This is a genomic window from Schauerella aestuarii (genome assembly GCF_009866805.1).
GTDB lineage: Bacteria > Pseudomonadota > Gammaproteobacteria > Burkholderiales > Burkholderiaceae_B > Schauerella > Schauerella aestuarii.
This window is the reverse complement of sequence record NZ_SIZW01000042.1, coordinates 131620-155542: the sequence shown is the minus strand read 5'-3', so window position 1 is coordinate 155542 and position 23923 is coordinate 131620. Positions and strand designations below refer to the sequence as shown.

Annotated in this window: 21 protein-coding genes and 1 pseudogene; 7 read left to right on the top strand and 15 right to left on the bottom strand. The window is 63.4% G+C overall.

Annotated elements, in window-relative coordinates:
* Positions 1-16: 16 nt before the first annotated feature.
* Positions 17-1060, top strand: a complete 1044-nt coding sequence (locus tag EYW45_RS15825; protein WP_161136405.1) for a tripartite tricarboxylate transporter substrate binding protein — start codon at positions 17-19, stop codon at positions 1058-1060.
* Between the two features lie 115 nt (positions 1061-1175).
* Here the strand turns inward: EYW45_RS15825 and EYW45_RS15820 are convergent, their stop codons facing one another.
* From EYW45_RS15820 to EYW45_RS15810, 3 genes are all read right to left on the bottom strand, one after another.
* Positions 1176-2939 carry a gamma-glutamyltransferase family protein gene (locus EYW45_RS15820; protein WP_161136404.1) on the bottom strand — a complete coding sequence of 588 codons (1764 nt, stop codon included), beginning with the start codon at positions 2937-2939 and terminating at the stop codon, positions 1176-1178.
* A gap of 17 nt (positions 2940-2956) precedes the next feature.
* Positions 2957-3985, bottom strand: coding sequence for a Bug family tripartite tricarboxylate transporter substrate binding protein (locus EYW45_RS15815; protein ID WP_161136403.1), 1029 nt, complete (start codon positions 3983-3985; stop codon positions 2957-2959).
* Between the two features lie 81 nt (positions 3986-4066).
* Positions 4067-5356, bottom strand: coding sequence for an NAD(P)/FAD-dependent oxidoreductase (locus tag EYW45_RS15810; RefSeq protein ID WP_202444800.1), 1290 nt, complete (start codon positions 5354-5356; stop codon positions 4067-4069).
* Between the two features lie 321 nt (positions 5357-5677).
* Here EYW45_RS15810 and EYW45_RS15805 point away from each other — a divergent pair, with 321 nt between their 5' ends.
* Positions 5678-6442 (top strand): IclR family transcriptional regulator, encoded by a 765-nt coding sequence (locus EYW45_RS15805; RefSeq protein ID WP_161136401.1) that lies wholly within the window; start codon positions 5678-5680, stop codon positions 6440-6442.
* A 111-nt stretch (positions 6443-6553) separates the two neighbouring features.
* Here EYW45_RS15805 and EYW45_RS15800 read toward each other — a convergent pair whose 3' ends face one another.
* On the bottom strand, positions 6554-7471 hold the full coding sequence (locus EYW45_RS15800; RefSeq protein ID WP_161136400.1) for a dihydrodipicolinate synthase family protein: 918 nt from the start codon (positions 7469-7471) through the stop codon (positions 6554-6556).
* The gene (locus EYW45_RS15795) at positions 7468-10431 is read right to left on the bottom strand and encodes an FAD-binding and (Fe-S)-binding domain-containing protein (protein WP_161136399.1); all 2964 of its coding nucleotides are present in this window, start codon (positions 10429-10431) and stop codon (positions 7468-7470) included. The genes EYW45_RS15800 and EYW45_RS15795 overlap by 4 nt, the downstream gene beginning before the upstream one ends.
* Before the next feature lie 269 nt (positions 10432-10700).
* On the opposite strand from EYW45_RS15795, the gene EYW45_RS15790 reads away from it, so the two are divergent.
* The gene (locus EYW45_RS15790) at positions 10701-11570 is read left to right on the top strand and encodes a LysR substrate-binding domain-containing protein (RefSeq protein WP_235939092.1); all 870 of its coding nucleotides are present in this window, start codon (positions 10701-10703) and stop codon (positions 11568-11570) included.
* Between the two features lie 69 nt (positions 11571-11639).
* Here EYW45_RS15790 and rraA read toward each other — a convergent pair whose 3' ends face one another.
* Complete coding sequence (rraA, locus tag EYW45_RS15785; protein ID WP_161136397.1) at positions 11640-12209, bottom strand: ribonuclease E activity regulator RraA; 570 nt, start codon at positions 12207-12209, stop codon at positions 11640-11642.
* A gap of 37 nt (positions 12210-12246) precedes the next feature.
* Complete coding sequence (locus EYW45_RS15780; RefSeq protein ID WP_161136396.1) at positions 12247-12882, bottom strand: DUF1345 domain-containing protein; 636 nt, start codon at positions 12880-12882, stop codon at positions 12247-12249.
* 177 nt (positions 12883-13059) lie between these two features.
* Between EYW45_RS15780 and EYW45_RS15775 the strand changes: the two genes are divergently transcribed.
* Positions 13060-13566, top strand: coding sequence for a M48 metallopeptidase family protein (locus tag EYW45_RS15775; RefSeq protein ID WP_161136395.1), 507 nt, complete (start codon positions 13060-13062; stop codon positions 13564-13566).
* 27 nt (positions 13567-13593) lie between these two features.
* Here the strand turns inward: EYW45_RS15775 and EYW45_RS15770 are convergent, their stop codons facing one another.
* Positions 13594-14460, bottom strand: coding sequence for a LysR substrate-binding domain-containing protein (locus tag EYW45_RS15770; protein ID WP_202444758.1), 867 nt, complete (start codon positions 14458-14460; stop codon positions 13594-13596).
* Between the two features lie 114 nt (positions 14461-14574).
* Between EYW45_RS15770 and EYW45_RS15765 the strand changes: the two genes are divergently transcribed.
* Positions 14575-15075, top strand: a complete 501-nt coding sequence (locus EYW45_RS15765; protein ID WP_161136394.1) for a GlcG/HbpS family heme-binding protein — start codon at positions 14575-14577, stop codon at positions 15073-15075.
* Between the two features lie 116 nt (positions 15076-15191).
* Here the strand turns inward: EYW45_RS15765 and rlmD are convergent.
* The 6 genes and pseudogenes from rlmD to surE form a co-directional block, all read right to left on the bottom strand.
* Positions 15192-16496 (bottom strand): annotated as a pseudogene (rlmD, locus tag EYW45_RS15760) (23S rRNA (uracil(1939)-C(5))-methyltransferase RlmD); the annotation flags it as partial.
* Positions 16497-16578: 82 nt separating this feature from the next.
* On the bottom strand, positions 16579-17196 hold the full coding sequence (locus EYW45_RS15755) for a hypothetical protein (protein ID WP_161136392.1): 618 nt from the start codon (positions 17194-17196) through the stop codon (positions 16579-16581).
* 112 nt (positions 17197-17308) lie between these two features.
* Positions 17309-18091, bottom strand: a complete 783-nt coding sequence (locus EYW45_RS15750) for a 3'-5' exonuclease (protein ID WP_161136391.1) — start codon at positions 18089-18091, stop codon at positions 17309-17311.
* Positions 18088-18966, bottom strand: a complete 879-nt coding sequence (locus tag EYW45_RS15745) for a peptidoglycan DD-metalloendopeptidase family protein (protein WP_161136390.1) — start codon at positions 18964-18966, stop codon at positions 18088-18090. Before EYW45_RS15745 ends, EYW45_RS15750 begins: the two co-directional genes overlap by 4 nt.
* A 19-nt stretch (positions 18967-18985) precedes the next feature.
* Complete coding sequence (locus EYW45_RS15740) at positions 18986-19840, bottom strand: protein-L-isoaspartate(D-aspartate) O-methyltransferase (protein ID WP_161136389.1); 855 nt, start codon at positions 19838-19840, stop codon at positions 18986-18988.
* The gene (gene surE / locus EYW45_RS15735) at positions 19825-20583 is read right to left on the bottom strand and encodes a 5'/3'-nucleotidase SurE (protein ID WP_161136388.1); all 759 of its coding nucleotides are present in this window, start codon (positions 20581-20583) and stop codon (positions 19825-19827) included. The genes EYW45_RS15740 and surE overlap by 16 nt, the downstream gene beginning before the upstream one ends.
* Before the next feature lie 131 nt (positions 20584-20714).
* On the opposite strand from surE, the gene plsY reads away from it, so the two are divergent.
* Positions 20715-21362: a glycerol-3-phosphate 1-O-acyltransferase PlsY gene (plsY, locus tag EYW45_RS15730; protein ID WP_161136387.1), complete on the top strand. Its 648-nt coding sequence runs from the start codon at positions 20715-20717 to the stop codon at positions 21360-21362.
* A 28-nt stretch (positions 21363-21390) separates the two neighbouring features.
* Here plsY and tsaD read toward each other — a convergent pair whose 3' ends face one another.
* Positions 21391-22428 (bottom strand): tRNA (adenosine(37)-N6)-threonylcarbamoyltransferase complex transferase subunit TsaD, encoded by a 1038-nt coding sequence (gene tsaD / locus EYW45_RS15725; RefSeq protein ID WP_161136386.1) that lies wholly within the window; start codon positions 22426-22428, stop codon positions 21391-21393.
* Between the two features lie 76 nt (positions 22429-22504).
* On the opposite strand from tsaD, the gene EYW45_RS15720 reads away from it, so the two are divergent.
* Positions 22505-23800 (top strand): NCS2 family permease, encoded by a 1296-nt coding sequence (locus EYW45_RS15720; RefSeq protein ID WP_161136385.1) that lies wholly within the window; start codon positions 22505-22507, stop codon positions 23798-23800.
* Positions 23801-23923: the final 123 nt, after the last annotated feature.

Sequence of the window (23923 nt, the reverse complement as noted above, 5' to 3'; positions counted from 1 at the left end):
GACAGGAGACAACACCATGGACACCCGTTCCCCCATCGCGCATCGCCCGATCATCGATGGCCTGCCGTCGCGCTCGCGTATCCGACCGTGCACGCTGCGGGTCGGCGCAATCGCCCTGGCGTTATTCGGCGCTCAACTGGCGGCAGCCGGAGACGCGCATGCCGCCTATCCCGAGCGGCCGATCACGATGATCGTGCCGACCGCGCCAGGCGGTGGCAATGACGCCATTGCGCGTGTGCTGGGGCAGAAGCTGTCCACGTTGATGGGCCAGACGGTGATCGTCGAGAACAAGGCCGGCGCCAATGGCGCCATCGCATCCGAACAAGTGGCGCGCGCGCCGGCCGATGGCTACACGATCTTGATGGGGTACATCGGCACCCACGGCATGAACCCGGCACTGCAAGCGCTGCGCTATGACCCGCTGAAAGACTTTGCGCCCATCGGCATGATCGGCCACTCGCCGACCGTGATGGTGATCAACCCCAAGGTCAAGGCCGGCTCGGTGGCCGATCTGGTGACGGCCAGCAAAGCACGCCCCGATGAACTCAACTACGCTTCTGCCGGCAACGGCACGGCGCCCCACTTCACTGCCGAGCTCTTCAAAGTGGCGAGCGGTGCGCATCTGATGCACATTCCGTACAAGGGGTCTGGCCCCGCCATGGCCGATACGATGGCCGGTCAAACGCAGGTGATGTTTCCCAGCCTGTTCTCCGCTTACCCCAGTATCGTCAATGGCAAACTGCGGGCGCTGGCGATCGCCGGTCCCAAACGCGCCGCCATCCTGCCCGATGTGCCGACAATGGCCGAGGCCGGTATCGAGGGCGTAGAGGTCACACAGTGGTATGCGCTCTTCGCACCGGCCAATACGCCGCCGGCCGTGGTCGAACTGCTCAACAAGAATATGAACCTCGCCCTGGCGGACAAAGAAGTCGTCAAGCGCATCGAAGAGCAAGGCGCACAAGTGGATACCAGCTCGCCCCAGGCACTCCGCGAAACGGTCAAAAGCGAAGTGGCGAAGTGGAAAGTGCTGGTCGAGCAGGCGCATCTTTCTGCGGACTAGTCGTTTCGCTTTGCCACCACGTCACCTTCGCGCCGCCTCGATTTCCGTCCTCTCGCTCCGGCATCCCTGGCCCCTCCATTCTGACCAGGCTATCGATCGCGGCAGGACGGAACCATCAGCACCCCGCTGCGTAGGCCGGACGCCGCGGGTCGGCCGCGCCCCAGCGAATGCCCGTGGTCACATCGTGCTTGACGGCGCACATCGCGCCTGCGCGCCAGTTGCGATCGCGCCACCATTGCACGGCATGCCCTTTCTCATTCAACGCGTCACCCACATGACGCGCGATCAGGTCTTCCAGCATCAAGCGGCCTGGCTGCACATTGTGCGGCTCGAATGACGAAGGAAAACTGAAGGTCGCAAAACGCGGCGCTTCGATGGCAGCCTGCAGATCCATGCCGAACACTTCCACGTTGAGAAACGTTTGCAGCATGGCCTGGCATTGCACGTCGCCCCCCGGCGTGCCGAACGGCATTACGTACTGGCCAGGCCGGATCGCCAGTGACGGATTGGGCGTGAGGCGCGGCCGGTGGCCGGGTGCAATCGCGCACGGGTGGCCGGCCTCCGCCCACGATTGGCTGCCGCGCCCCGATGCGCAGATGCCGGTGCCGGGAATGATCGGCGAGTTGTACGACCCATCGCTGGGCGTGGCCGAAAATGCATTTCCATGGCGATCGACCACCGCCACATACGACGTATCGAGCCGGGGATCGGTGCGCGCGCGATCTTCGGATTTATCGCTGTGCACCGGCCGGCCACCGAACAATCCCGGTTCACCGGGCGACGGCATATCGGGCAACGCCCGGTCGTCGCTGATCAACCCGAGCCGATCCAGCGCGTAGGCCTTGGACAGCAACGCCGCCTGAGGAATGTCGCGGTAGCGCGGATCGCCGTAGTGCGCCTCACGATCGGCGAACGCGAGCTTGATGGTCTCGGTCAGCAGGTGCACGTAGGCCGCAGAGTTGTGGCCCAATGCCGCCACATCGCGCGACTCCAGGATATTCAACATCTGCAGCAAGGTGGGCCCCTGGCACCAGAAGCCGCAACTGTAAAGCTGCGTGCCGCGAAAATCGGTCGATAGCGCCGGCTCGACCTCGACGGAAAAGTTGGCCAGGTCATCGTGCGTGACCAAGCCGCCCTCGGCACGGTGAAACGCCACGATGCTCTTGGCGATATCGCCGCGATAGAAGGCGTGGCGCGCGGCAGCAAGGCCCGCCGCCCGGCCCGCTGCGCCATGAGCGCGCTCTTCATCGGCCATGTATTGCAATGTGCGTGCGAGATCGCTTTGCCGAAAGATATCGCCGGCGGCCGGCGGGCGGCCATCCGGCAGATACACGGCGGCACTCGACGCCCACCGGCCATAATCCTGGGCATGATCGGCCAATACCTCGGCCATCAGCGGATACATCACGAAGCCGTCGCGCGCGTATCCGATGGCCGCCGCCGCCACATCGCCGAACGACATCGTGCCGAATCGCTCCAGCGCCGTGATCCAGGCGTCCGGCGCGGCAGGAATCACGGTGCGCAATACGCCTGCCGGAATCTTTCCGCCATGCGCTTGAAGAAACAAATCCAGTGTGGCGGCCTGCGGCCAATAGCCCAGCCCCGAGATGCTCCACACCTTTTGCGTCTCGGCGTGATAGACAAGGCATGGCGCCACGCCGCCGAAGTTGACGATATCGCTTTGCACGACGCCCAAGGCAATGCCGGCGGCGACCCCGGCGTCGATGGCATTGCCGCCCGCCTGCAGGATGTCCATGCCGGCTTGCGTGGCGAGATAATGGCCCGCAGAAATCATGTGATTCAAGCCGGCCAGGGTGGGCCGCATCGCCAGTGGGGCACTGCCCTGCGTCAGGTCGTCGGCGCGCTGTGTTGCATGCATGAGTGTCTCCCGACCGATTACTGCGGCACGATGCCCAAACGCTGGGTCACGTCCTGCCATTTTTTATACTCGGCATCGATAAAAGCCGCGAATGCCTCGGGCGTCGTGCCTTTGATCAGCACATCGCGCTCGTCCATCGCATGCCGGACTTCAGGCGATTGCAGCGCCTTGACCGTCGCTTGCTGTACCGCATCGATGATGGGACGCGGCGTGCCCGCAGGCGCAAGAATGCCGTACCACGAGCCCCCTACCAGCTGCGGATATCCCGCCTCCACGGTGGTTTGCACGTCCGGCGCCTTGGCAAGCCGCTCATCGTTCAAGAGCACGATCGCCTTGAGCTTGCCTTCACGAATCAGCGGCAATGTGGTGCCCGGCGTTTCGAGCGTGTACTGCACGTGTCCGCCCATCAGATCGTTGACCAGCGCGGCACTGCCCTTGTACGCCACGTTGACCGTATTGATCTTGGCATCCATGTTGAGCAATTCGGTGAAAAAGTAGTTGGCGGTACTGTTGCCAGGCGACGCATAGTTGACCTCGCCCGGATGGGCTCGCGCATAAGCGATCAGCTCGGCCAGGTTGTTGGGCGGAAATGCCGGATTGGCCACCATGATGAAGGGACCGTTACCCACGAGCGTGATCGGTGCGAGATCCTTGATCGGATCGTATTGCAGGCCCTTCATCGTGAGTGGCGCACCGGTCAAGGGCGACGCAGTCGCGAACAACAACGTATACCCATCGGGATCGGCCCGCACCACCTGTTGTGTGGCGATGGTGCTGCTGGCACCGGGACGGTTTTCGACCACGACCTGCTGCCCCAGCGTCTTGGAAAACTGCTGGGCGATCAGGCGCGCCACCGTATCGGTGCCGCCGCCGGGCGGATAGCCCACGACGAGTTTGATGGGCTTGGTAGGCCACGGAGCGGCGGCCTGGGCCGCGCCCGATAGGCCGCCTGCCGCCAGGCACGCCAGCGTCATGCTGCGCAACCAGCGCAGCGCGCAGCGGCGCGTTGGGTTGAAGACATCGATCCTGGTCACTGCCGTAGACATGACACACCCTCCTGTTTCAAACCGAATTGCGTCGCCGTATGGCGCCAGCCGCAACAACGTGCATTCAATTCCCTGCTCGCCTTATGCCTTCTCACTGCGCACGCGAGCGAATCGGCCAAAGCGAAAGGGCGCGGCATCCACCGCCAATGCATTGCCTTGCACCAGGTTCGCCATCAACTCGCCCGCAGCCGGGCCGATGCCGAATCCATGGCCGGAGAATCCCGACGCCAGGAAGAGCCCGGCGTGCTGGGGTACGGCCGACATCACGGGCAAGCCATCCGGCGTGACGTCGATATACCCGGCCCACGACTGTGCGATACGGGCCTGTCCAAATACGGGAAACGTTTCGGTAAGCCGCGCCCACGCCTGGCTTACGCCTCTGGCCGAGGGTGCGGGATCGAGCACGCGGCACTGTTCGAAAGGCGTCTCGCGATCCACGGCAAAGCGGCGCGGCATGCGCAGCTCTTCAAAAAACCGTTTGCCGAATCGCAGACGCACGAACTCGCGGTTGGCCAACCACGCGCGTCCGAAGTGATGCATCAACCGGAAGCTATCCGGCACCACATCGGCCATCGACGCGCCGAATTGCGAAACGGTATAACCGCCATCGGCGCGCTTGCGGCACGTGAAATCCTTGCCGTTGACAGCCGCATGCAAAGGCGCCTCGAATGGCGCCGTGCGCAGCACCGAGCCGCGCACTTTCAGTTGCGGGAAATCCGCACCGAGGTTGCCGCAGAAAAGCCGCGACCACGCGCCCCCGGCGATCACCACCGCTTGCGCACGCACCACCCCGCGCTCGGTGATCACGCCCGTTACCCGCCCCGCTGCCGACTCGATACCCCGCACGGCGCAATGCTCATAAATCTTGGCGCCCAAGTCCTGCGCCAGGCCGGCAATGCCGTGCGTGGCGCGCTGCGGCTCGGCCACGCCATCCGATGCGCTATACATCGCACCGGACCATGCGCGCGACGATGGCGGCAGATGACGCACGGCGGCATCGCGCGTGAGGAGCGTGGCGTCCAGGCCATGATCCCGGGCGGCAGCGATCCACTTTGCGTGCGCCGCCGCATCTGCGTCGTTTTCCTGCAGATACAGCAGACCCGTACGCCGGAAGCCTACGTCCGCACGCGACTGGATGTCCGCCCACAGTGCATTGGCACGTATCGCCAGGGGTACTTCCGCCACATCTCGCGTGAGCGTGCGCACCCACCCCCAATTGCGCGACGATTGTTCGCCGGCCAGGCGGCCCTTCTCGAATACGCACACGCTCACGCCGGCCTTGGCCAAAGCGTAGGCGGTACTGATGCCGATGATGCCACCGCCGATGACCACCACGTCCACCGCTATGGGGAGCGGACCGAGCGCCGTCATCCCGGCGTCGGCGCCGGACCCGACGGGCGTTTCGATGGGATGAGAATCGGATGGTTCGCGCAATTGAGACATCGCGTTCAGTTATCGCTATTCGATAATCGTAAAATGCTATGCGATATTTATACGCTCGCCAATGTCTAGGGTCAATGCGCGAGAACCCGAGGGTGACGCCCGCGCTGCGATCGTCGGGAATCGCGTGGGTGAGCCGGCGTTCTCGATGGAGACAGCAGAACCAAACCCCGCCTGCGCGAGTGCTACGATCGGGCTCGCAACCTGTTCAACCCATGCATGTGGCGCTCATGCATTCATCACGGAGTCGCGATGGCCAGTTCGGCGCTATTGATTCAGTCGCTCGAAAAAGGGCTGCTCGTGCTGGAATCCTTTCGTCAGAGCGAAAGCATGAACCTGCAGGAGATTGCCCACGTCTCGGACATCACGATGGGTTCGGCTCAGCGTGTGGCCCATACGCTCGAACAGGCGGGGTATCTCACGCGCGACCCGCGCACCAAGCGCTATCGCGTTACGGTGAAGGCCGTGGCGCTGGGATACAGTTATCTATACCAGACGCCGCTCTTTCAACGTGCGCATGCGGTGTTGCATCAGCTCAACCAGGAATGCGGCGAGATCGTCAATCTGGGCGTGCCCGACGCCGAAGACAATATGGTGTTTGTGATGCGGGTGGCAACGGCCAAGCACATCCCCGTATACATGCCGGTAGGCACGCGCATCCCCTGCTCGTCATCGGCCTCCGGCCGCGCGCTTTGGGCGCATCTTTCCGACGATGCACTGGATGCCAAGCTGCAACACCTCGCCTTGCAGCGGCACACACCGCGCACCACAACCGACATCGCGGTGCTGCGCGACTTCGTGATCGAGGCCCGCAACGCGCAATATGCCTACGCCGACGAAGAGTTCTATCAGGCCGACATCAACGTAGCGGCCACCGTGCTCGACGACTCGGGTGCGCCCATTGCCGCCGTCAACATCTCGGTGCCCAAACCGCGCTGGTCGCTTGAGGACGCACGCAACGAACTCGGCCCGCTCGTGATTCGCGCGGCCCGCGCCATCAGCTTGCACGCTGCTTGAACCGGCAACCCAAGGTCACCTCCCGTTCCCGCACAAGCTGATAAACGTGCGTCGCGCTCATCTCATGCCAGGCGAGCATCGTGGGACGCCACGCCTGTCCGCCTGAGTGCCTTAACTGCGCGGATACCCTTCGATACGGTAATCCACCGCGTCGAGGCTCGCCATCAAGGCGCGCCCAGCCTGCTCCTCCAGCTTGACGAGTGGCGGTCGCACGACCTTCCAGTCTTCCACGCCCGAGGCTTGCGACACCACGTACTTCATGGCCGGAATCATCGGTGTGGCCTGGAAAATCTTGCGCACCGCGTCGGCTTTCGATTGCAGCGCAGCGCCTTCGCTGCCGTCCCAACCGTTGAACAACGCGAAAATCTCCGCGGGGTTCACGTTGACGGTGGCGCTGATGCAGCCGGCGGCGCCCAATGGCATGGCGCGCGACAGGAACGACTCGCTGGCTGGAAACACGCCGAAGCCGTCTGCGGCGAAGGCATCGATCATGGCCTTGGAATTATCCCAATCGCCCGACGAATCCTTGGCGCCCGCAATGGCCGTGGGATACCGCTTGAGCAAGCGTTCGATCAACGCCAGCGAGATGGGCGCGTAGGACATCTGCGGGATGTGATAGAGATAGATCGCCAGGTTGTCGTCGGCCACACGCTCGATGATTTCGGAGTAGTAGGCGAAGAGCCCTTCGTCAGAAACACCCTTGTAGAAGAACGGCGGCAGGACAAGCACGCCCGGGGCACCCGCCGCCACCGCGTGACGCGTGAGCGTGACGGCATCCGTTAGCGACGAGGAGCCGGTACCCGGCATGAGCTTGGCAGCGGGCACGCCGGCGGCCAGCAACGCATCCGTCAACGCCAGGCGTTCGGCCACCGACAGCGATGCGGCTTCGGAATTGGTGCCGAAAATCGCCAGGCCAGCCCCATTGTCGACCAGCCAGCGGCAATGCGCGACGAACCGCTCGGTGTCGGGATCGAGGTTGGCGTGAAACGGGGTAACCACAGGGGCGTAAACGCCGCGTAGCTTGCTCATGGTGTTGTCTCCAGGTGTTGTGGGGGTGCTGCACGTTTGATTTTGCCAGACGGGTCTACCGTGCCGGACTGCAGGCGATGCGCCCACTGCAGTAATTCGGCGAGATGCATGACCTCGCGCCCTGTGCCTTGTCGTATTTGTTCGCGGCAGCTGAAGCCGTTGGTGAGCACGATCGTGTCGTCGCTTGCGGCGCGAACGGCCGGCAGCAGCACCAGTTCGCCTACTGCCTTCGAGATGCCGATGTGATCGGGGTTGAAGCCGAACGAGCCCGCCATGCCGCAGCAACCGCTATCCAGATGTGTGGTGCGCGCGCCCAACGCGGCGAGCAACGCCTGATCGCCTTTCGAGCCGAAGAGCGCCTTTTGATGGCAATGTGCATGCACCATCACCGTGGCGTCGAGCGTGGGCGGCACATAGCCGTTGGCGTGCAGGAAGTCGCCAAGCAGCCACACACTTTCCGACAATCGGCGAGCCGCCGGATCGTCGGGAAACAGCTTTACGAGTTCATCCTTGAAGACCGACATGCAACCCGGCTCCAGACCCACCACCGCAATGGGCGCATCGGGCGACGCATTGAGTTGTTGCCCCACCACCTCCACGATCCGGCGCAGCTTCTCGCGAGCCAGATCCAGGTAACCGAAGTCGTAGAGCGGTCGGCCGCAGCACAACGGCGTCGTGGGCAGCACCGCGTCGAATCCGGCGTGGCCCAGCACTTCCACGGCGGCCGTGGCCACCTCGGGATGAAAATGCTCGCAGAACGTATCGACCCACAGGATCACCTTTCTGGGCGTATCGGTGCGGCGAATCCGTTTGCGGTCGCGCCGGCGAAACGACGGCGACGCGAACTTCGGCATGATGCGCTCGGCAGCCACGCCCCCTACCCGCTTCGCGATGGCCGACAGCCCCGGCGTTTGCGTGAACAGATTGGCCAGCCACGGTGCGCGCGCGGCGAGCGGCGCCCAGTCGCCGATGCGGCCCATCGTCAACGCCTGGCGTGGCCGGGCATGCGTCTCGTGATAATGCGAAAGGAATTCTGCCTTGTACGACGCCATGTCGGTGTGGGTGGGGCAGTCGCTGCGGCATCCCTTGCACGACAAACAGGTATCCAGCGCTTCCTTGACGGGCTCGCTTTGCCAACCGTCCTTGATCACATCGCCCTGCAGCATCTCCCAGAAGAGCCGCGAGCGTCCGCGCGTGGAAAACCGCTCGTCGCGGGTGGCCCGATAACTCGGGCACATGGTGCTGCCCTTGCCGCTGCGGCATTTGCCCATGCCCACGCAATGCTCGATCGCGCGCTGAAAGCCATCGCCTTCGGCGCTGCGGAAATTCAAACGGGTATGAACGTTCACGACCTTGTAGGTGGGCCCCATGCGCAGATTCTCATCGACGCGGTATGCATCGATCACCTTGCCGGGATTCATGCGATTGGTGGGGTCCCAGATGCGCTTGAATTCGCGCATCGCTTCCATCAGTTCTTCGCCGAACATGATCGGCAGAAACTCGGCCTTGGCATGGCCATCGCCATGCTCGCCCGTAAGCGAACCGCCACAGTCCACCACCAGCTGCGCAGCCTCGCGCAAAAAGGCACGAAAGGTCGCCACCCCTTCCACCGTGCGCACGTTGAAGGTGATGCGCGCATGCACGCATCCATCGCCGAAGTGGCCGAACAAGGAAGTTTGATAGCCGTAGCGGTCCACCAATGCCTGAAAAGCGCGGAGGTACTCGCCCAGACGATGCGGGTCGACCGCGGCATCTTCCCAGCCCACCTGCGGATCGGGAATCGTGGGGTCGATCGACAACTGCGTGGCCGAGGCGCCGTTTTCCCGGATCGACCACACGCGTTTCTGCATCGCCGGATCGGCAATCACCCATGTCGATGGGCGTGGGCCGGCAGGCCGCGCCGCAAAGTAATCGGCGGCGCGCTGGGCTTGCGCCGTGGCCTCGCCCAGATCATCCGCGCCGAATTCCACCATCACCCAGGCATCGCCCGGCGGCAACAAATCGATCTCGGCCTGCGCCAGATTGCGCGCCTGCAACCCGCGAATGATCGCGCGATCCAGGCCCTCGATGGCGATCGGCGAAAACCGTTGATACTCCGGCACCGCATCGGCGGCCACGTAGATATCGGCGAAGCCCAACACCAGTACCACACGCTGCGATGGACTCTTCACCAGCCGCACGCGAGCGCGCAAGGTGGTCGCACAGGTGCCCTCGGTGCCCACCAAGGCGCGCGCCACGTTGAAGCCGTTTTCGGGTAGCAACTGATCCAGGTTGTAGCCCGACACGCGCCGCTTGATATTCGGAAACTTGCCGCGAATCAGATCGCCGTACCGGTCGCGCAAATCGCGCAATCGGCGATAGATGTCGCCCTGCCTGCCGCCCGCAGCGATAATGGCCTCGAGCTCGGCGTCGGACGTCGGTCCCACCCAGAACCGGGCACCGTCATACGTCATGACTTCAAGCGCTTCAACGTTCTCGAGCGTTTTGCCCGCCATCACCGAATGCGGTCCGCAAGAATTGTTTGCGATCATGCCGCCCAGAGTGCATCGGCTATGCGTCGACGGGTCGGGCGCAAACGTCAGGCCGTGCACTTCGGCCGCATCGCGCAAGCTGTCGCACACCACGCCGGGTTCGACCAGCGCGGTGCCTGCTTCAGGATCGAGGGCAAGGATGTTCGTGCAAAACGGTGAGAGATCGAACACCACGGCGTGATTGACGGTTTGCCCGTTCATCGATGTGCCGCCGCCCCGCATCAACACCGGCGCTTCGTGCTGCGCACAGATACCGATACCGGTCACGAAATCGTCGATCGAACGCGGCACGACTGCGCCGATGGGCACCTGGCGGTAGTTCGAGGCATCTGACGCATACACCGCGCGATGGCCGTCGTCGAAGCGGACGGCATCGCCCAAAGCAACGTTCAGCGCTCGCGCCAATGCATCGTGATCCGTGGCGGTCATGCGGTGGGGTCTCCTGATGGTGGAATGTGAGCGCGCGGCGGGTACTGCGTGGACGCGCAATCGTATGTGGAGCCGTCATTATGGTGGGCACAAGCGCGCTTGAAAAACGTAAGTTTCTCGCCTTATTCATTCGCTTTATGAATGATCTATCGCAAGATCGACGTAAAACTGCGGGATAATTGGTTTTGACCATGACGCCAAAGCATGATCTTTGTGCATTCTCGACGATCACCACAACCCGAATGAATCCCCGTCGCCTGACCCCATCCATGTCGTTACTGCTGGCGTTCGAGGCGAGCGCGCGGCACCTGAGCTTCACGCGGGCTGCCGTCGAACTCTCGCTCACGCAAAGTGCCGTCAGCCGCCAGGTACAGGCCCTGGAAGACTTGCTCGAGGTGCCGCTCTTCAAACGCGAAAAACGCCGCATCCTGCTTACCGAAGCGGGTGCCTTGTATCAACGCGAACTCGGTGGCGCGCTGCAACGCATCCGCAGTGCCTCGTTGCAGGCCATTGCCTATCGTGCAGGCCGCGGCTCGCTGCATCTGGCCGCCTTGCCCACCTTCACCGCAAAATGGTTGATGCCGCGCTTGAACGGCTTCTACGCCAAGCATCCCGGCATCCTGGTGCACCTGCATGCGCGCGTCACGCAGTTCGATCTCGATCTGGCCGGCATCGACGCGGTGATTGCGGTGGGCGACGGCACATGGCCGGGACTGGTGTCCTACCATTTGATGGACGAAGAAGTGCTGCCGGTGATCAGTCCCGCTATGGCCGCGGCGCACCCCATGCACTCACCCAAGGACTTGGCGCAGCATCTGCTGTTGCAGGTGGCCGCCCGCCCGGAAGTATGGCAACGCTGGTTCCTGGCGCAGGATCTACCGCTGAAATCGATGCGGCTGGGTGCGCAGTTCGAGCTCACCACGCACTTGATTCAAGCGGTGGCATCCGGCATCGGCGTGGGCCTGCTGCCCACCTTTCTGGTGGCGGACGACATCGAGCGCGGCGATTTGCAAGCGGCGTTCGATCTGCCCTTCAATACCGGCGCCGGCTATTATTTTTTTACGCCGCCCGAGAAACTCGGCATCCCGGCGATCGCGGCCTTTCGAGATTGGTTGCTGGAAGAAACGGAAAAAGGATAGTGTGCAGCCTGGCGGCGAACGCAGCGAATGCCTTCCGGCAACCGTGTAACCCTCACCGCGCAGACGGCGCTACGCGCCAAGGCTCCCCAGTTGGAACTCGGTATGCCGCCGCGCCAGCAGAATGATGCCGTCGCCATCGGCGTAAACCCAATCGCCCGCCCGCACGGTAATCGCGCCGATCTCGACGTGCGAGGCGATCTCGGCCGGCGGCATGTCTTCTGCCCGATTTGGCCGCGCGCCCAATGCATGGATGCCGACCGGCATGCGGATCAGGTCCTTGGTGTCGCGCACATAGCCGTGCACGATCACACCGGCCCACCCGTTTTGCACGGCGAGTGCCGCCATGCGATCGCCCAGAATCGCATGCTGGGCGTTGCCGCGCCCCTCGGCGATCAGTACCCGGCCTTGTCCGGGCGTGCCCAGGATCGCGGCCAGCGACATCGCCCCATTGGACTGCGGCACGACGGCGAGTGCCACTTCACCGAAATACCAGGGCCGTCCCCCATAAGCATGGAAGCCGTCCGGCAGGATGCGCAGTCCGGCATCCGGCACGCCGCGCAACGCGTCGCACAAATCGGCCGTGGCCCACATTACGTCGCGCGCCAATGCGTACGACGGGGGAACGAAGGGTTGCGTCATGCGTTACTCACTTGGGTCGGTTAAGGAAAATGCGGCTTCACGCCTGACCCGCAACGATGTTGACCGTCATGGCAATAATGAAGACGTTCATGAAAAAGGCGATCACGCCATGCAGCAAGGCCATGCGGCGCAGATGCCGGCTTGTGATCTGAACATCGGACACCTGGAACGTCATGCCGATCACCACGGCGAAATAGGTGAAGTCCCAGTAATCGGGATCCTCCTCTCCCGGAAAATCCAGCCCCCGGTGCGCCGCCCCCAAGTCGCCGTAGTACCCGTGCGCGTAATGCATGGCGAAGATCGAGTTCATGAAAAGCCACGACAGCAGGATGCTGCTGGTGCCCAACACGATATCGAGGACGCTGCCGCCTTTGCTGGCATGTAGTTCGAGCCCGAGCGCAATCAGCACGACGGCGGTCAGCAAGACGCTGGACGCCAGGATGGCCCAGCGCCCCACCGCCTGTGTCGCCGCCGCGCCGCGCATCGTGTCGGGCGTGGAACGATTAAAATAGTAGGCCACTGTGACCAGATATACGATGGCGGTGCCGTCAAATCCCAGCAACACTGCCTGCGTGGGGCGCACGCCGCAAGCCAGCAATATGCCGATCGAGGCGATCAAGATGCCTGCGGCTGCAGTCAACCGGGGGTGGGCGCGCAAGGTTTGTAGCGGCATCGGCGTCAATCGTGCATCGAGGGTGCGTCAGGCGTGTTTGGCTCGCCCGGCATGCCGGCTGGCATGGATCACCCATTAGACATGACGCGTGCGTTTTACCCAAGTGTGACGCCGATGCGGTCCTCACGCGGCCTCGCCCTCACCCACACGAGTCATGGCAGTCCTAAATCGAGCGATATGAAATACCTACTCGGATACTCCGATGAGCTTCAGAATAAAGTGCGCGCACTGACCGATGCCGGCAAGCTGGGCGACATGCTGCAGCAGCGCTATCCCGACGCGCATGGTGTGCGCAACGATCGTGCGCTTTATGCCTATGTGATGGATCTGAAAAACACTTATATCCGCAACGGCGCACAGGTGAATAAAGTGGCTTTCGACAGCAAGTTGCAGGTGATCGCACATGCCTTGGGGCAGCACACCACCATCTCACGGGTGCAAGGCAGCAAACTGAAGACCAAGCACGAGATCCGCGTAGCGTCGGTCTTTCGCGAAACACCCGAGGCCTTCCTGAAGATGATCGCCGTGCATGAGTTGGCGCACCTGAAAGAGAAGCATCACGACAAGGCGTTCTACAAGTTGTGCGAACTGATGGAGCCCAATTACCACCAGTACGAATTCGATCTGCGCCTGTATCTCACGCACCTCGACCTGCCGGGCGCAAAAGCGCTTTGGACGGCCTGACGCCACCCGTATCCCGGCCCATCCACGCTAAAGGATGTGACGCAGAAAATTAGCGGTCACCGGGCTGTTGCTGTCTTGCCGATGCAGCATGGCCAACTCGGAAAATACGGGCGCACCCGCAAGCGGCTTGAACACGACGTCGTGCAGCACGATACGCCCGATCACCACGTCGGGCAGAACCGAAATCCCCCGTCCCAGCGACACATGCGTCAGGACCGTCATCAGGCTGCCCGGTCGGCCGGCGATCTGCGGTGTGAACCGCCCGCGCCGCGCAACGGCCCAGGTGCCATTTTCCTGCTCCGGCATCACAAACCATTCGTCCTTGAGCGCCGCCGCCCGCACACTGCCCGGCTGGTCGGCCAGCCGATGGTCGCTCGGTAGCGCCACACAGAAGCGCTCTCGCGAAAGCACATGCGCGGCGATCTGCTTGGGTAACGCCATGGGAAGCCGCACGAACGCGGCATCGACGTCGCCGGCTTTGAGCCGCGTCGGCAACGATGCCATCGACATTTCTCGAACATCGACATGCACCTCGGGCCATGCGGCACGAAAGGATCGCACGGCCGTCTGCAAGGTTCCGGCCAGCGCCGCCGACCCCACATAGCCGATATCGAGTTTGCCTGCCTCGCCCCTCCCCGCGCGCTTTCCGGCCGCCACCGCGTCGTCGAACCGCTGCAGTGCCTGCTCGGCCTCGCTGCGGAACGCTTCGCCGGCGGTGGTGAGGACGACCGCCCGCTTGCTGCGCAGGAAGAGCGCCGTGCCGAGCGTGCGTTCGATTTCCTGGATTTGTACGGTCAATGTGGGCGCGGCGATGCCGAGGCGCTCCGCCGCGCGGGCGAAATGCAGATGTTGGGCCGCTTCGAGGAAATAACGCAGATGTCTGAGTTCGATCAAGGGAATCTACGGCGTCAATTAGGTAAAACCTAATTATCGGTCAAATTACCAGCAATGATCCTAATGCCGGATCTTGCTCCAATAGGGGCATCCCTCATCTGGAGCACCCTGAACATGATTCCCTCGAAGTCGATTTCTCACGCCCTTTCGGCATTGGCGCTGTTGACGTCAGTCACGCTGTCGGTCAATGCGGTAGCGGCGCCTGCCGCCGCTCCGGTCGAACCGCGCCTTTCGCTTGCTCAGGCGCAGCAGATTGTGCGCGCCGCCCAAGCCAAGGCGGAACAGGAAGGCTGGCCGGGCGTGATTTCGGTTGCCGACAGCAGCGGCCTGCCGATTCTTACGTTGCGTATGGATCATGCGGCGGTACCCGCCGGCGTGGAACTCGCGCCTGCCAAGGCCCGCACGGCAGCGTTGTTTCGCCGCCCGAGCGCCGATCTCGAGAACGCCGTGAACGGTGCGCGGCCGGCCCTGGCTACCGCGCGTGGTTTTGTTCTGCTGCGCGGTGGCCTGCCGATCAAAATGGGCGAGCAGATCGTTGGCGCGATCGGTGTGTCGGCCGATACGCCCGACCATGATGAGGCGATTGCAGCCGCGGGCGCCAGTGCCCTGAGGTAGGCAAGTTCCGCACAGGCACGTGTGCATGGGCAAGTTCTGCACAGGCACGTCCTGCAATGACCTGCCCCCCGACGCACGCGTCCTGAGCGGGACGCGCCGTGTGATGCGCGCGTTTACTCGAAAACGGCGATCGATTCGACGTGCCCGGTGTGCGGGAACATATTCACCACGCCGGCCTGCTTCAGGCGATACCCCCCATCGTGCACGAGGATGGCGGCGTCGCGTGCCAGCGTGGCCGGCGCGCACGAGACGTACACGATGCGTTTGGGCCGCTCTTCAGGCGACAATGCAGCCAGCGCGATCGACAACGCGTGCGCACCCTCGCGCGGCGGGTCGATCACCATGCGATCGAACTTGCCCAGACCGCGCAGCCAGTCCACATCCACTTCGAAGAGATTGAGCGTCGAGAAATCGATCCGGTCCGACAGGCCATGCAAGGCCGCGGCCTCACGCGCACGGTCGGTCAGCGGCTTGCTGCCTTCCACACCCACGGCTTCGCGCGCCACCGTGGCCAGCGGCAAGGTGAAGTTGCCCAGTCCACAGAACATATCCGCAACGCGATCGTCGGGCGCCACCTCGAGCAACGCCAGGGCACGCTGAATCAGCGTGCGGTTGACGGTGTGGTTGACCTGAGTGAAGTCGGTGGGCCGATAAGGCATGCGCAAACCGAACTGCGGCAGCGTATAGGCCAACTGGTCGGCGTGCTCACGCTCCAGCGGATGCACGGTATCGGGGCCCTTGGATTGCAGCCACCATTGCACGTCATGGTCCTGCGCAAATTCGCGCAAAATACGCAAGTCGTCGTCGGTGAGCGGCGCAAGATGGCGCAGCAACAGCACCGTGACCTTGTCGCCCACGGCCACTTCGATCTGCGGATTGCGATCGGGCGCCGACAACGTGCCGAGCATCGCGCGCAGCGGCGTGATGAGCGCGCTCACATGCGGCGGCAGCACCAGGCATTCGTTCATATCCACGACATAGCTGCCGCTGCGTTCGCGAAAGCCCACCAGCACCCCGCCCTTCTTGGGCACGAGGCGCACGGACCAACGGGCACGGTACCGGTAGCCCCAGGTGGGCCCATGCATGGGCGCCAGCATCACATCGGGGCGCAGTTTGCCCAAATGCCAAAAGGCGTCTTCCAGCACGCGCTGCTTGACAGCGATCTGGGCCGCAGGCTCCAGATGCTGCATCGAACAGCCCCCACACACACCGAAGTTGGGACAGGCCGGGATCGTACGTTGCGGCGAGGGCCGCAGAATCTTGTCGACCCGGGCAACCTCGTAGGACGGTTTTTGACGAACTGGGGTATACGTCACCCGTTCGCCGGGCAAGGCACCCTGAACGAAAATGACTTTGCCTTCATGGCGTGCTACGCCACGGGCTTCCAAGTCCAACGATTCGATATCAAGAAAATCGGCCATCGAGACACAACGCAATCAAAGAGAAGAGGCGGCATTGTAGGAAAATGCCGCCTCCGCGTCTTGGCCTAATCGGCCGTGTTGCTTATGCGCCCGTGGGGGGCGGCGGGGCAACGTCGCCGCGTTGCATCCGTTTTTGCTTCATTTCGTCGTGGCGCGCCTGGCGAACCTTGACGATTTCAGTCACCTGGCCCTTCTGGGCATCGGTCAAACTATCCCAGACGGCCAGCCACTGATCGCGCACCTGACCGCGCTCGGCCGTGAACTGTTCGCGACCCTTGCCCGATTCGTCGGACAATGCCCGCGGATCGAGTTTGTTGGCTTTCAGTTGGCTGGCGAGCAAATCGTGACGCGACTTGCCGGCGTCGCGCATCTTCTCGTGCAAGGTGCGCGAGGCCGTGCGGGCCGTGTCGACCTTGGCTTGCTGGGCGCTGGTGAGCTTCAGGCTTTCGACCTGGGCTTTGCTCAGAGGGCCGAGGCCGGGAATCATGATGCCGTCACGCATCATCATGCGGCCATGGCGGCCTTCCTGATGCTTGCCCGGCTTACCGGCGTGATCGCCACGCGGCGACGTGGCGGAAGAGGATGCGGCGCCTGTCGTTGACGCATCGCTCGTGGCCGCGACGGCCATTCCCGTCGACCCTGCGGCGGCAAGCGCCAAGGTCAAGCCGGCAACCAGAGGACGAAAATTGAATGCGGTCATGACAATCTCCTGTGTGATGTGAACGCAGGCAGATTGTGCGGCCGGAGCGGTTACGCGCCGGTTTCGAACACGGCGCCGTTATTTCAATCGATTGCGAAGCGGAATCGGCGTATCAGTCGCCGGCCGGCCAGGCCGCGAGATACTCGGCCCAGTGCGGCGCGTCACTGGCGGCAAGCGTTTCGCGCACTAGCGCGATTTCAGCGTCGTAGGCATGACGATCGAGTTCGCCGCGCAGCAATTGAAAGCGGCAGTACACCAGCCACGTATTAACGACGTCCGTTTCGCAATACGCGCGCACTTCGTCGGCGCGGCCCGTGGTCCACGCTTCCCATACCTTGCTGCCATCCATTCCCAGCTTGCCGGGAAAGCCGCAGAGCTTCGCCAGATCGTCCAGCGGCGCGTTGGCACGGCCGTTGAACTTGGCCAGCACATCCATCAGATCGGTATGACGCGGGTGGTAGCGGCTGATGTAATTGTTGTACTTGAAGTCGCGGTCTTCTTCGCCCATGTCCCAATAGCGCGGCGCGGGCACGCCGTGAATGAGGCTGCGATAGTGCAGCACCGGCAGGTCGAAGCCCGAGCCGTTCCAGCTCACGAGTTTTGGCGTGTAGCGCTCGATGGTCTTGAAGAAGCCGGCGAGCAAGGCCGACTCAGGGTCGTCGGGGCCGCCGATGCACTTCACACGAAAGCCGTTGTCGTCGCGAAACGCGCAACCGATGACGGCCACCTGATGCAAGTGCAACGGCATGAAGTCGTGGCCCGTCGCCTCGCGGCGCACCGCCAGTGCCCGCTCGACGACCTCGAGATCGGACACTTCCGGCCCCCAGCCGTTCAATCGCCGCAATCCTGCCGCGTCGGGCAGGGTTTCGAGGTCGAAGACGAGCGTGGGGATCATTTCTGCGGCAGATACTTGAGCGGATCGACCGGCGTGCCCTGGCGCCGGACCTCGAAGTGCAGACGCGGTGACGTCGCGTCGGTTTGTCCGATTTCGGCGATCTTGGCACCGCGCTTGACCTCTTGCCCGGTCTTGACCAGCAGCGTGCGGTTGTGCGCGTAGGCCGTAATGAAGCCGTTCTGGTGATTGATGATGATCAGATTGCCCAGGCCGCGCACACCGTTGCCGCTGTACATGACCTTGCCATCTGCCGCAGCATTGACCGGATCGCCAGGCGCGCCGGCGATATCGATACCCTTGCTGTTGGCATTGAACGTTTGAATCAGGTCGCCGCTGGCGGGCCAGCCCCAGTTGATCACGCCTGCATCGGGCGCAGGTGCCGTGCGGGCCGGCGTGGCCACGGGAGGCGGCGCGGCGGGAGTGGCCGGCGTGCCCTCGTCCGGTTTCATCGCGTTGTCATCGAGCGGACGAGGTTGCGGTGTTGTACCGGTAATCGGCGTGACACGCGATCCGCCGGTCGACGGCGCGGCCGCCACGGCACCACTGGCGGACAGCTTGAGCACCTGGCCCACCGTCAACTGGTTGGGATCGGTGAGGTTGTTCCAGCGGCGCAGGCTATCCATATCCACGTTATGGGCGCGGGCGATCTTCAACAGCGTATCGCCGGGTCGCACCACATACGTGCCACCAGCTTGCGCAGTGGGCGCGGCCTGGCCGTTGGACAGATCGGTGACCGGCGCACGCGTGCCGGTGGAACTGCATCCTGCCAGTACGAGCATACCGAGAACGGCGACGCCCATGGTTGGGCGCAACCGCCATGCAACGGACACGTTGGGGGACACACGGTCGGTCAGTTGCAACTGCCCGTCTTGCATAGAGATATCTCCTGTTTGCTCAAGATTGTATGCCGGGCTTAAGCGGCACGAAACGCACGGCTTCAAGTTCTGTTCTTTTCCAGCTCGCCTGGCCGGTGCGCTCGATCATGACGAGTCGCTGATGGGTCGTGCCTTCGGGCGCGATCAATCGTCCATTGGGAGCGAGCTGGGTCAACAGGGCCTGCGGAATCGTCATACCTGCAGCGGCGACAACAATAGCATCGAATGGGGCGACGCCGGGCAAGCCCAACATACCGTCGCCATAGACCAAGCGCACGCGGGTCGTCAGGCGCAGGGCCCTCAGATGCGTGCGCGCCAAATCGTACAAACCGCGGATGCGTTCGATCGCATGCACCTCACGGACAAACTGAGACATGACGGCGGCTTGATAGCCGCAGCCGGCACCCACTTCGAGCACGCGCGTGGGCTGCCGATCGGCGCAGATCGCCGCCAGCATGCGTGCCACGACCCACGGCTGCGAGATGGTTTGCGAATGGCCGATGGGCAACGCCGCGTCTTCATAGGCACGGCTGGCCAAGGCTTCATCGACGAAGATGTGGCGCGGCACGTTGTGCATCGCGGCCAGCACCCGCTCATCGGTAATGCCCTGCTGCCGCAGGCGCTGCACCATCGCCGCCCGCAGGCGTTCGGAGTTCAACCCCAGATTGAGGCCTGGGTCGGGCAGGATGCGCGCGGCTGACGGGCGCGGCAACGCCGCGGCTGAAATACGCGTATTGCTGTTGGCCGCCGAATAGCCGGGGCCCAGGCCACCGCCGCTTGCCGCAGGCGTACGGCCGCGGGGCTCGTCCTGGCCCGCGCGCGAGCCGGATGCGGTGCCGCGCGCCGGGTAGGCCGGGGTCACGGGTTTGCGCATAGCGGCTCCGCCCAACGGCTCACTTCGGCCATCTGCGCCTGATGCGTCAGATCGAGACGCAGCGGTGTGATCGACACCGCGCCCGCACTCACGGCATGGAAGTCGGTACCGTCGGTCGCATCCGACGCCAGGCCCGCCTTGCCGATCCAGTACACCGTGTCGCCGTAGGGCGTGGTGGTTTTGACGACGGGTTCGGACGGGTGACGCTTGCCCAGTCGGGTCACGCGCATGCCCTGCATGCGGTCCAGCGGACGATTGGGAATGTTGACATTCAACAACACCGGCGCGCGCAAGGGCTGCGCCAACTGCCGTTGAACCACCTGCCGCGCCATCTGAGCGGCGGCTTCGATGTGTGCCCAGCCTTTTTCTTCAAGCGAAAAAGCAATCGCCGGAATACCGAAAAGATAACCCTCGGTGGCGGCCGCCACGGTACCGGAATACAACGTATCGTCACCCATATTGGCGCCGTTATTGATCCCGGACACCACCAGCGACGGACGCGTTTTCATCAAGGCCGTGAGCGCGACGTGCACGCAATCCGACGGCGTGCCATTCACGCAGAAGTAGCCGTTATGGGCCTCGCGGACGGTCAACGGCCGATTGAGCGTAAGCGAATTGGACGCCCCACTGTGATTGGACTCAGGCGCGACGACCGTCAGCTCACCCAAGTCGCGCAGCGCGTCGACCAGCGCATCGAGCCCGGGGGCGGTATAACCATCGTCGTTGGAAACCAGTATCTGCATTCGCACCCAGAAGATAAAAAAAGCGCCTGAACGCGACGAATTGTACCGCCGATGTTCACCACCTGATGATCCTGTGGCGACACACACGCTAAAATCGCCGCCCATAACGAATCTGTATTGGAGAAGACGAGATGGCAGGCGACTCGATTAACCTTATTACCAGCATTGGGCTCATCGCCCTCGCCTATCTGATCGGCTCCATTCCGTTTGCCGTGGTGGTCAGCAAGCTGATGGGTTTGCAAGACCCGCGCACGTACGGATCCAAGAATCCGGGCGCCACGAATGTACTGCGCACGGGCAACAAAGCCGCTGCCCTCCTGACGTTGCTGGGCGACGCATTCAAGGGCTGGTTCGCGCTGTGGCTGGCCCATCGGCTGGCCGGTGCAGGTAACCTGCCCAGTGCTCTGGAAGGTGCGGTGGCCGTTGCCGTGTTTCTCGGCCACGTCTATCCCATCTTCCTGCGCTTTCAGGGCGGCAAGGGTGTGGCCACGGCGCTCGGCGTGCTGTTCGCCCTGCAACCCTGGCTTGGGCTGGCTACGGCGCTCACCTGGCTGATCATCGCCGTATTCTTCCGCTACTCGTCGCTCGCGTCGCTGGTCGCGGCATTGTTCGCGCCGGTGTATTACGTGTTCGGCTCGGGGGTATGGTGGTATGCGCAAGCGCCCGTGACGGCAGCGCTCGTGGTGATCGGCGGGTTCCTGTATTGGCGCCATCGGGCCAATATCGCACGATTGATGCGGGGCACCGAAACCAAGATCGGATCGAAAAAGAAGGCCTGACGATTGGGCATCGGGCGCCTATCGAGATTTACGCCCCCAATTCCGCCAGATCCCAGCGCGGCCGCACCGTAAACGCGTGCTGGCCGCGCTCCAGTGTGGCCAAGCCCGCCTTCACGCGCTCACTGGCGGCAAACGCAATCATCGCGCCGTTATCGGTACAGAATTCGAGCGGTGGAAAGAACGACTCAGCCTGCATGCCGGGCAGCACGCGAGCCAGATTGTCGCGCAGCCGTGTGTTGGCGCCCACGCCGCCGGCCACCACCAGGCGCTTGAGCCCGGTTTGCTTCAAGGCCTTGATGGCTTTGGCGCTCAGCACATCCACGATCGCGGCCTGTGTGGCGGCAGCCAGATCGGCACGCGTCTGGTCGCTCAAGCCGCCAGGATCTTGCGAATGCTGTTTCACCTTGGTGAGGACGGCCGTCTTCAGACCGCTGAAGCTGAAATCCAGATCGCCACTGTGCAGCATCGGCCGTGGCAATACAAAACGCGTCGCATCGCCCTGCTCCGCCAGACGCGCCAAGGCCGGCCCGCCTGGATAGCCCAGCCCCATCAGCTTGGCCGATTTATCGAAGGCCTCGCCCGCAGCGTCGTCAAGCGTTTCGCCCAGCAGTTCGTAGCGGCCCACGCCATCCACGCGCATTAACTGGGTATGGCCGCCGGACACCAGCAGCGCCACGAACGGAAAATCGGGTCGCGGCTGCGCCAGCAGGGGCGAAAGCAGATGCCCTTCGAGGTGGTGAATCGGAATGGCCGGCAGATCGCGCGCCCAGGCGAACGCCTGCGCGACGCTCGCCCCCACCAGCAGTGCGCCGGCCAGGCCCGGCCCGGCGGTGTACGCCACGGCGTCCACATCCTGCGGCCCAAGCCCGGCACGTTGCAGCACGTCGCGGGTTAGCGGCACCACGCGCCGGATATGGTCGCGGGACGCGAGCTCGGGCACCACGCCGCCGTAGGCCTGGTGCATGGCGATCTGGGAGTGCAACGCGTGCGCCAGCAGACCGCGTTCGGTGCAGACGAGGGCCACGCCCGTTTCGTCGCAGGAGCTTTCAAAGCCGAGAATAATCATGGCGGGAGAGTGTACAACTGTGGCGAGGTGGTTTATTTTGCGCCCTTCCCTCCAGCTTCACAGAAGGCGGCTTTCCATGCTCGAAAGATTGTTCCATTTGCGCGAACATGACACCCAGGTGCGTACTGAAGTCGTCGCCGGCTTTACGACCTTCCTGACGATGTCGTACATCATCTTCGTCAATCCGGACATTCTGTCGTCGACGGGCATGGACCGCAATGCCGTCTTCGTGGCGACCTGCCTGGCCGCCGCCATCGGCACCCTGATCATGGCGTTCGTGGCCAATTGGCCGATCGGCATGGCGCCGGGCATGGGGCTCAATGCGTTCTTCGCCTTCACCGTGGTCAAGACCATGGGCTACACGTGGGAGCAGGCACTCGGTGCGGTGTTCGTCTCAGGCGTCATCTTCCTCATTCTCACCCTCACCGGCGTGCGCGCCTGGCTGATCAAGGGCATCCCAGCGTCATTACGTAGCGCCATCGCGGCCGGCATCGGCTTGTTTCTGGCCATCATTGCCCTGTCGAATGCGGGCATCGTCGTGGCGCATCCCGCCACCAAAGTCAGCCTGGGCGATCTGCGCACCCATGGCCCCCTCTTCGCCATCCTGGGCTTTTTCATCATTGCTTCGCTCGATGCGCTGCGCGTGCGCGGCGCCATTCTGATCGGCATCATCGCCGTCACCCTGCTGTCGATGGCACTGGGGTACACCACCTTCAATGGCGTGTTTTCGGCCCCGCCGAGCCTGGCACCCACTTTCCTGAAACTCGACATCATGGGCGTGCTCAATATCGGGTTGCTCAATGTGATTCTGGTATTCGTGCTGGTCGAGGTGTTCGACGCCACCGGCACGCTGATGGGCGTGGCCAAGCGCGCGGGGTTGATTCCCGAGGGCAAGCCGAATCGCCTGGGCCGCGCCTTGTTTGCCGACAGCACCGCCATCGTCGCGGGCTCGGTACTGGGTACCAGCAGCACTACGGCATTCGTCGAAAGCGCGTCGGGCGTGCAGGCCGGCGGCCGCACCGGCCTGACGGCACTGGTGGTCGCGTTGCTGTTTCTGGCGGCGCTCTTCATCGCACCGCTGGCGGGTTCGGTGCCCGCCTACGCCACGGCGCCCGCGCTGCTGTATGTGGCGGGCCTCATGATGCGCGAACTGATCGATATCGACTGGAACGACGTCGCCGAGGCGACACCTGCTGCGCTGACCGCACTGGTGATGCCCTTCACCTACTCGATCGCCAATGGCCTGGCGTTCGGTTTCATCAGCTACGTCGTGCTGAAGACGGCGACGGGTCGCATGCGGGAGATCCACCCCGCAACCTGGCTGGTGGCGGTGCTGTTCGTGCTGCGCTATGCGTTCTTCGCCGACCATTGAACGGACCGCATCGTCGATTCGGGTGGCAACGAACGCCATCCGAGCCGATGACGAACGCGTGCAGTGCCCTGCCATGGTCATTCATTGAGGCTATCGGGGTCATTGCCTCGATCAATACACCCC

Excerpts from the sequence above, each read along its gene's own strand:
- EYW45_RS15825 (WP_161136405.1), top strand. The coding sequence starts at position 17 with ATGGACACCCGTTCCCCCATCGCGCATCGCCCGATCATCGATGGCCTG.
- EYW45_RS15820 (WP_161136404.1), bottom strand. The coding sequence starts at position 2,939 with ATGCATGCAACACAGCGCGCCGACGACCTGACGCAGGGCAGTGCCCCA.
- EYW45_RS15815 (WP_161136403.1), bottom strand. The coding sequence starts at position 3,985 with ATGTCTACGGCAGTGACCAGGATCGATGTCTTCAACCCAACGCGCCGC.
- EYW45_RS15810 (WP_202444800.1), bottom strand. The coding sequence starts at position 5,356 with ATGACGGCGCTCGGTCCGCTCCCCATAGCGGTGGACGTGGTGGTCATC.
- EYW45_RS15805 (WP_161136401.1), top strand. The coding sequence starts at position 5,678 with ATGGCCAGTTCGGCGCTATTGATTCAGTCGCTCGAAAAAGGGCTGCTC.
- EYW45_RS15800 (WP_161136400.1), bottom strand. The coding sequence starts at position 7,471 with ATGAGCAAGCTACGCGGCGTTTACGCCCCTGTGGTTACCCCGTTTCAC.
- EYW45_RS15795 (WP_161136399.1), bottom strand. The coding sequence starts at position 10,431 with ATGACCGCCACGGATCACGATGCATTGGCGCGAGCGCTGAACGTTGCT.
- EYW45_RS15790 (WP_235939092.1), top strand. The coding sequence starts at position 10,701 with ATGTCGTTACTGCTGGCGTTCGAGGCGAGCGCGCGGCACCTGAGCTTC.
- rraA (WP_161136397.1), bottom strand. The coding sequence starts at position 12,209 with ATGACGCAACCCTTCGTTCCCCCGTCGTACGCATTGGCGCGCGACGTA.
- EYW45_RS15780 (WP_161136396.1), bottom strand. The coding sequence starts at position 12,882 with ATGCCGCTACAAACCTTGCGCGCCCACCCCCGGTTGACTGCAGCCGCA.
- EYW45_RS15775 (WP_161136395.1), top strand. The coding sequence starts at position 13,060 with ATGAAATACCTACTCGGATACTCCGATGAGCTTCAGAATAAAGTGCGC.
- EYW45_RS15765 (WP_161136394.1), top strand. The coding sequence starts at position 14,575 with ATGATTCCCTCGAAGTCGATTTCTCACGCCCTTTCGGCATTGGCGCTG.
- EYW45_RS15755 (WP_161136392.1), bottom strand. The coding sequence starts at position 17,196 with ATGACCGCATTCAATTTTCGTCCTCTGGTTGCCGGCTTGACCTTGGCG.
- EYW45_RS15750 (WP_161136391.1), bottom strand. The coding sequence starts at position 18,091 with ATGATCCCCACGCTCGTCTTCGACCTCGAAACCCTGCCCGACGCGGCA.
- EYW45_RS15745 (WP_161136390.1), bottom strand. The coding sequence starts at position 18,966 with ATGCAAGACGGGCAGTTGCAACTGACCGACCGTGTGTCCCCCAACGTG.
- EYW45_RS15740 (WP_161136389.1), bottom strand. The coding sequence starts at position 19,840 with ATGCGCAAACCCGTGACCCCGGCCTACCCGGCGCGCGGCACCGCATCC.
- surE (WP_161136388.1), bottom strand. The coding sequence starts at position 20,583 with ATGCAGATACTGGTTTCCAACGACGATGGTTATACCGCCCCCGGGCTC.
- plsY (WP_161136387.1), top strand. The coding sequence starts at position 20,715 with ATGGCAGGCGACTCGATTAACCTTATTACCAGCATTGGGCTCATCGCC.
- tsaD (WP_161136386.1), bottom strand. The coding sequence starts at position 22,428 with ATGATTATTCTCGGCTTTGAAAGCTCCTGCGACGAAACGGGCGTGGCC.
- EYW45_RS15720 (WP_161136385.1), top strand. The coding sequence starts at position 22,505 with ATGCTCGAAAGATTGTTCCATTTGCGCGAACATGACACCCAGGTGCGT.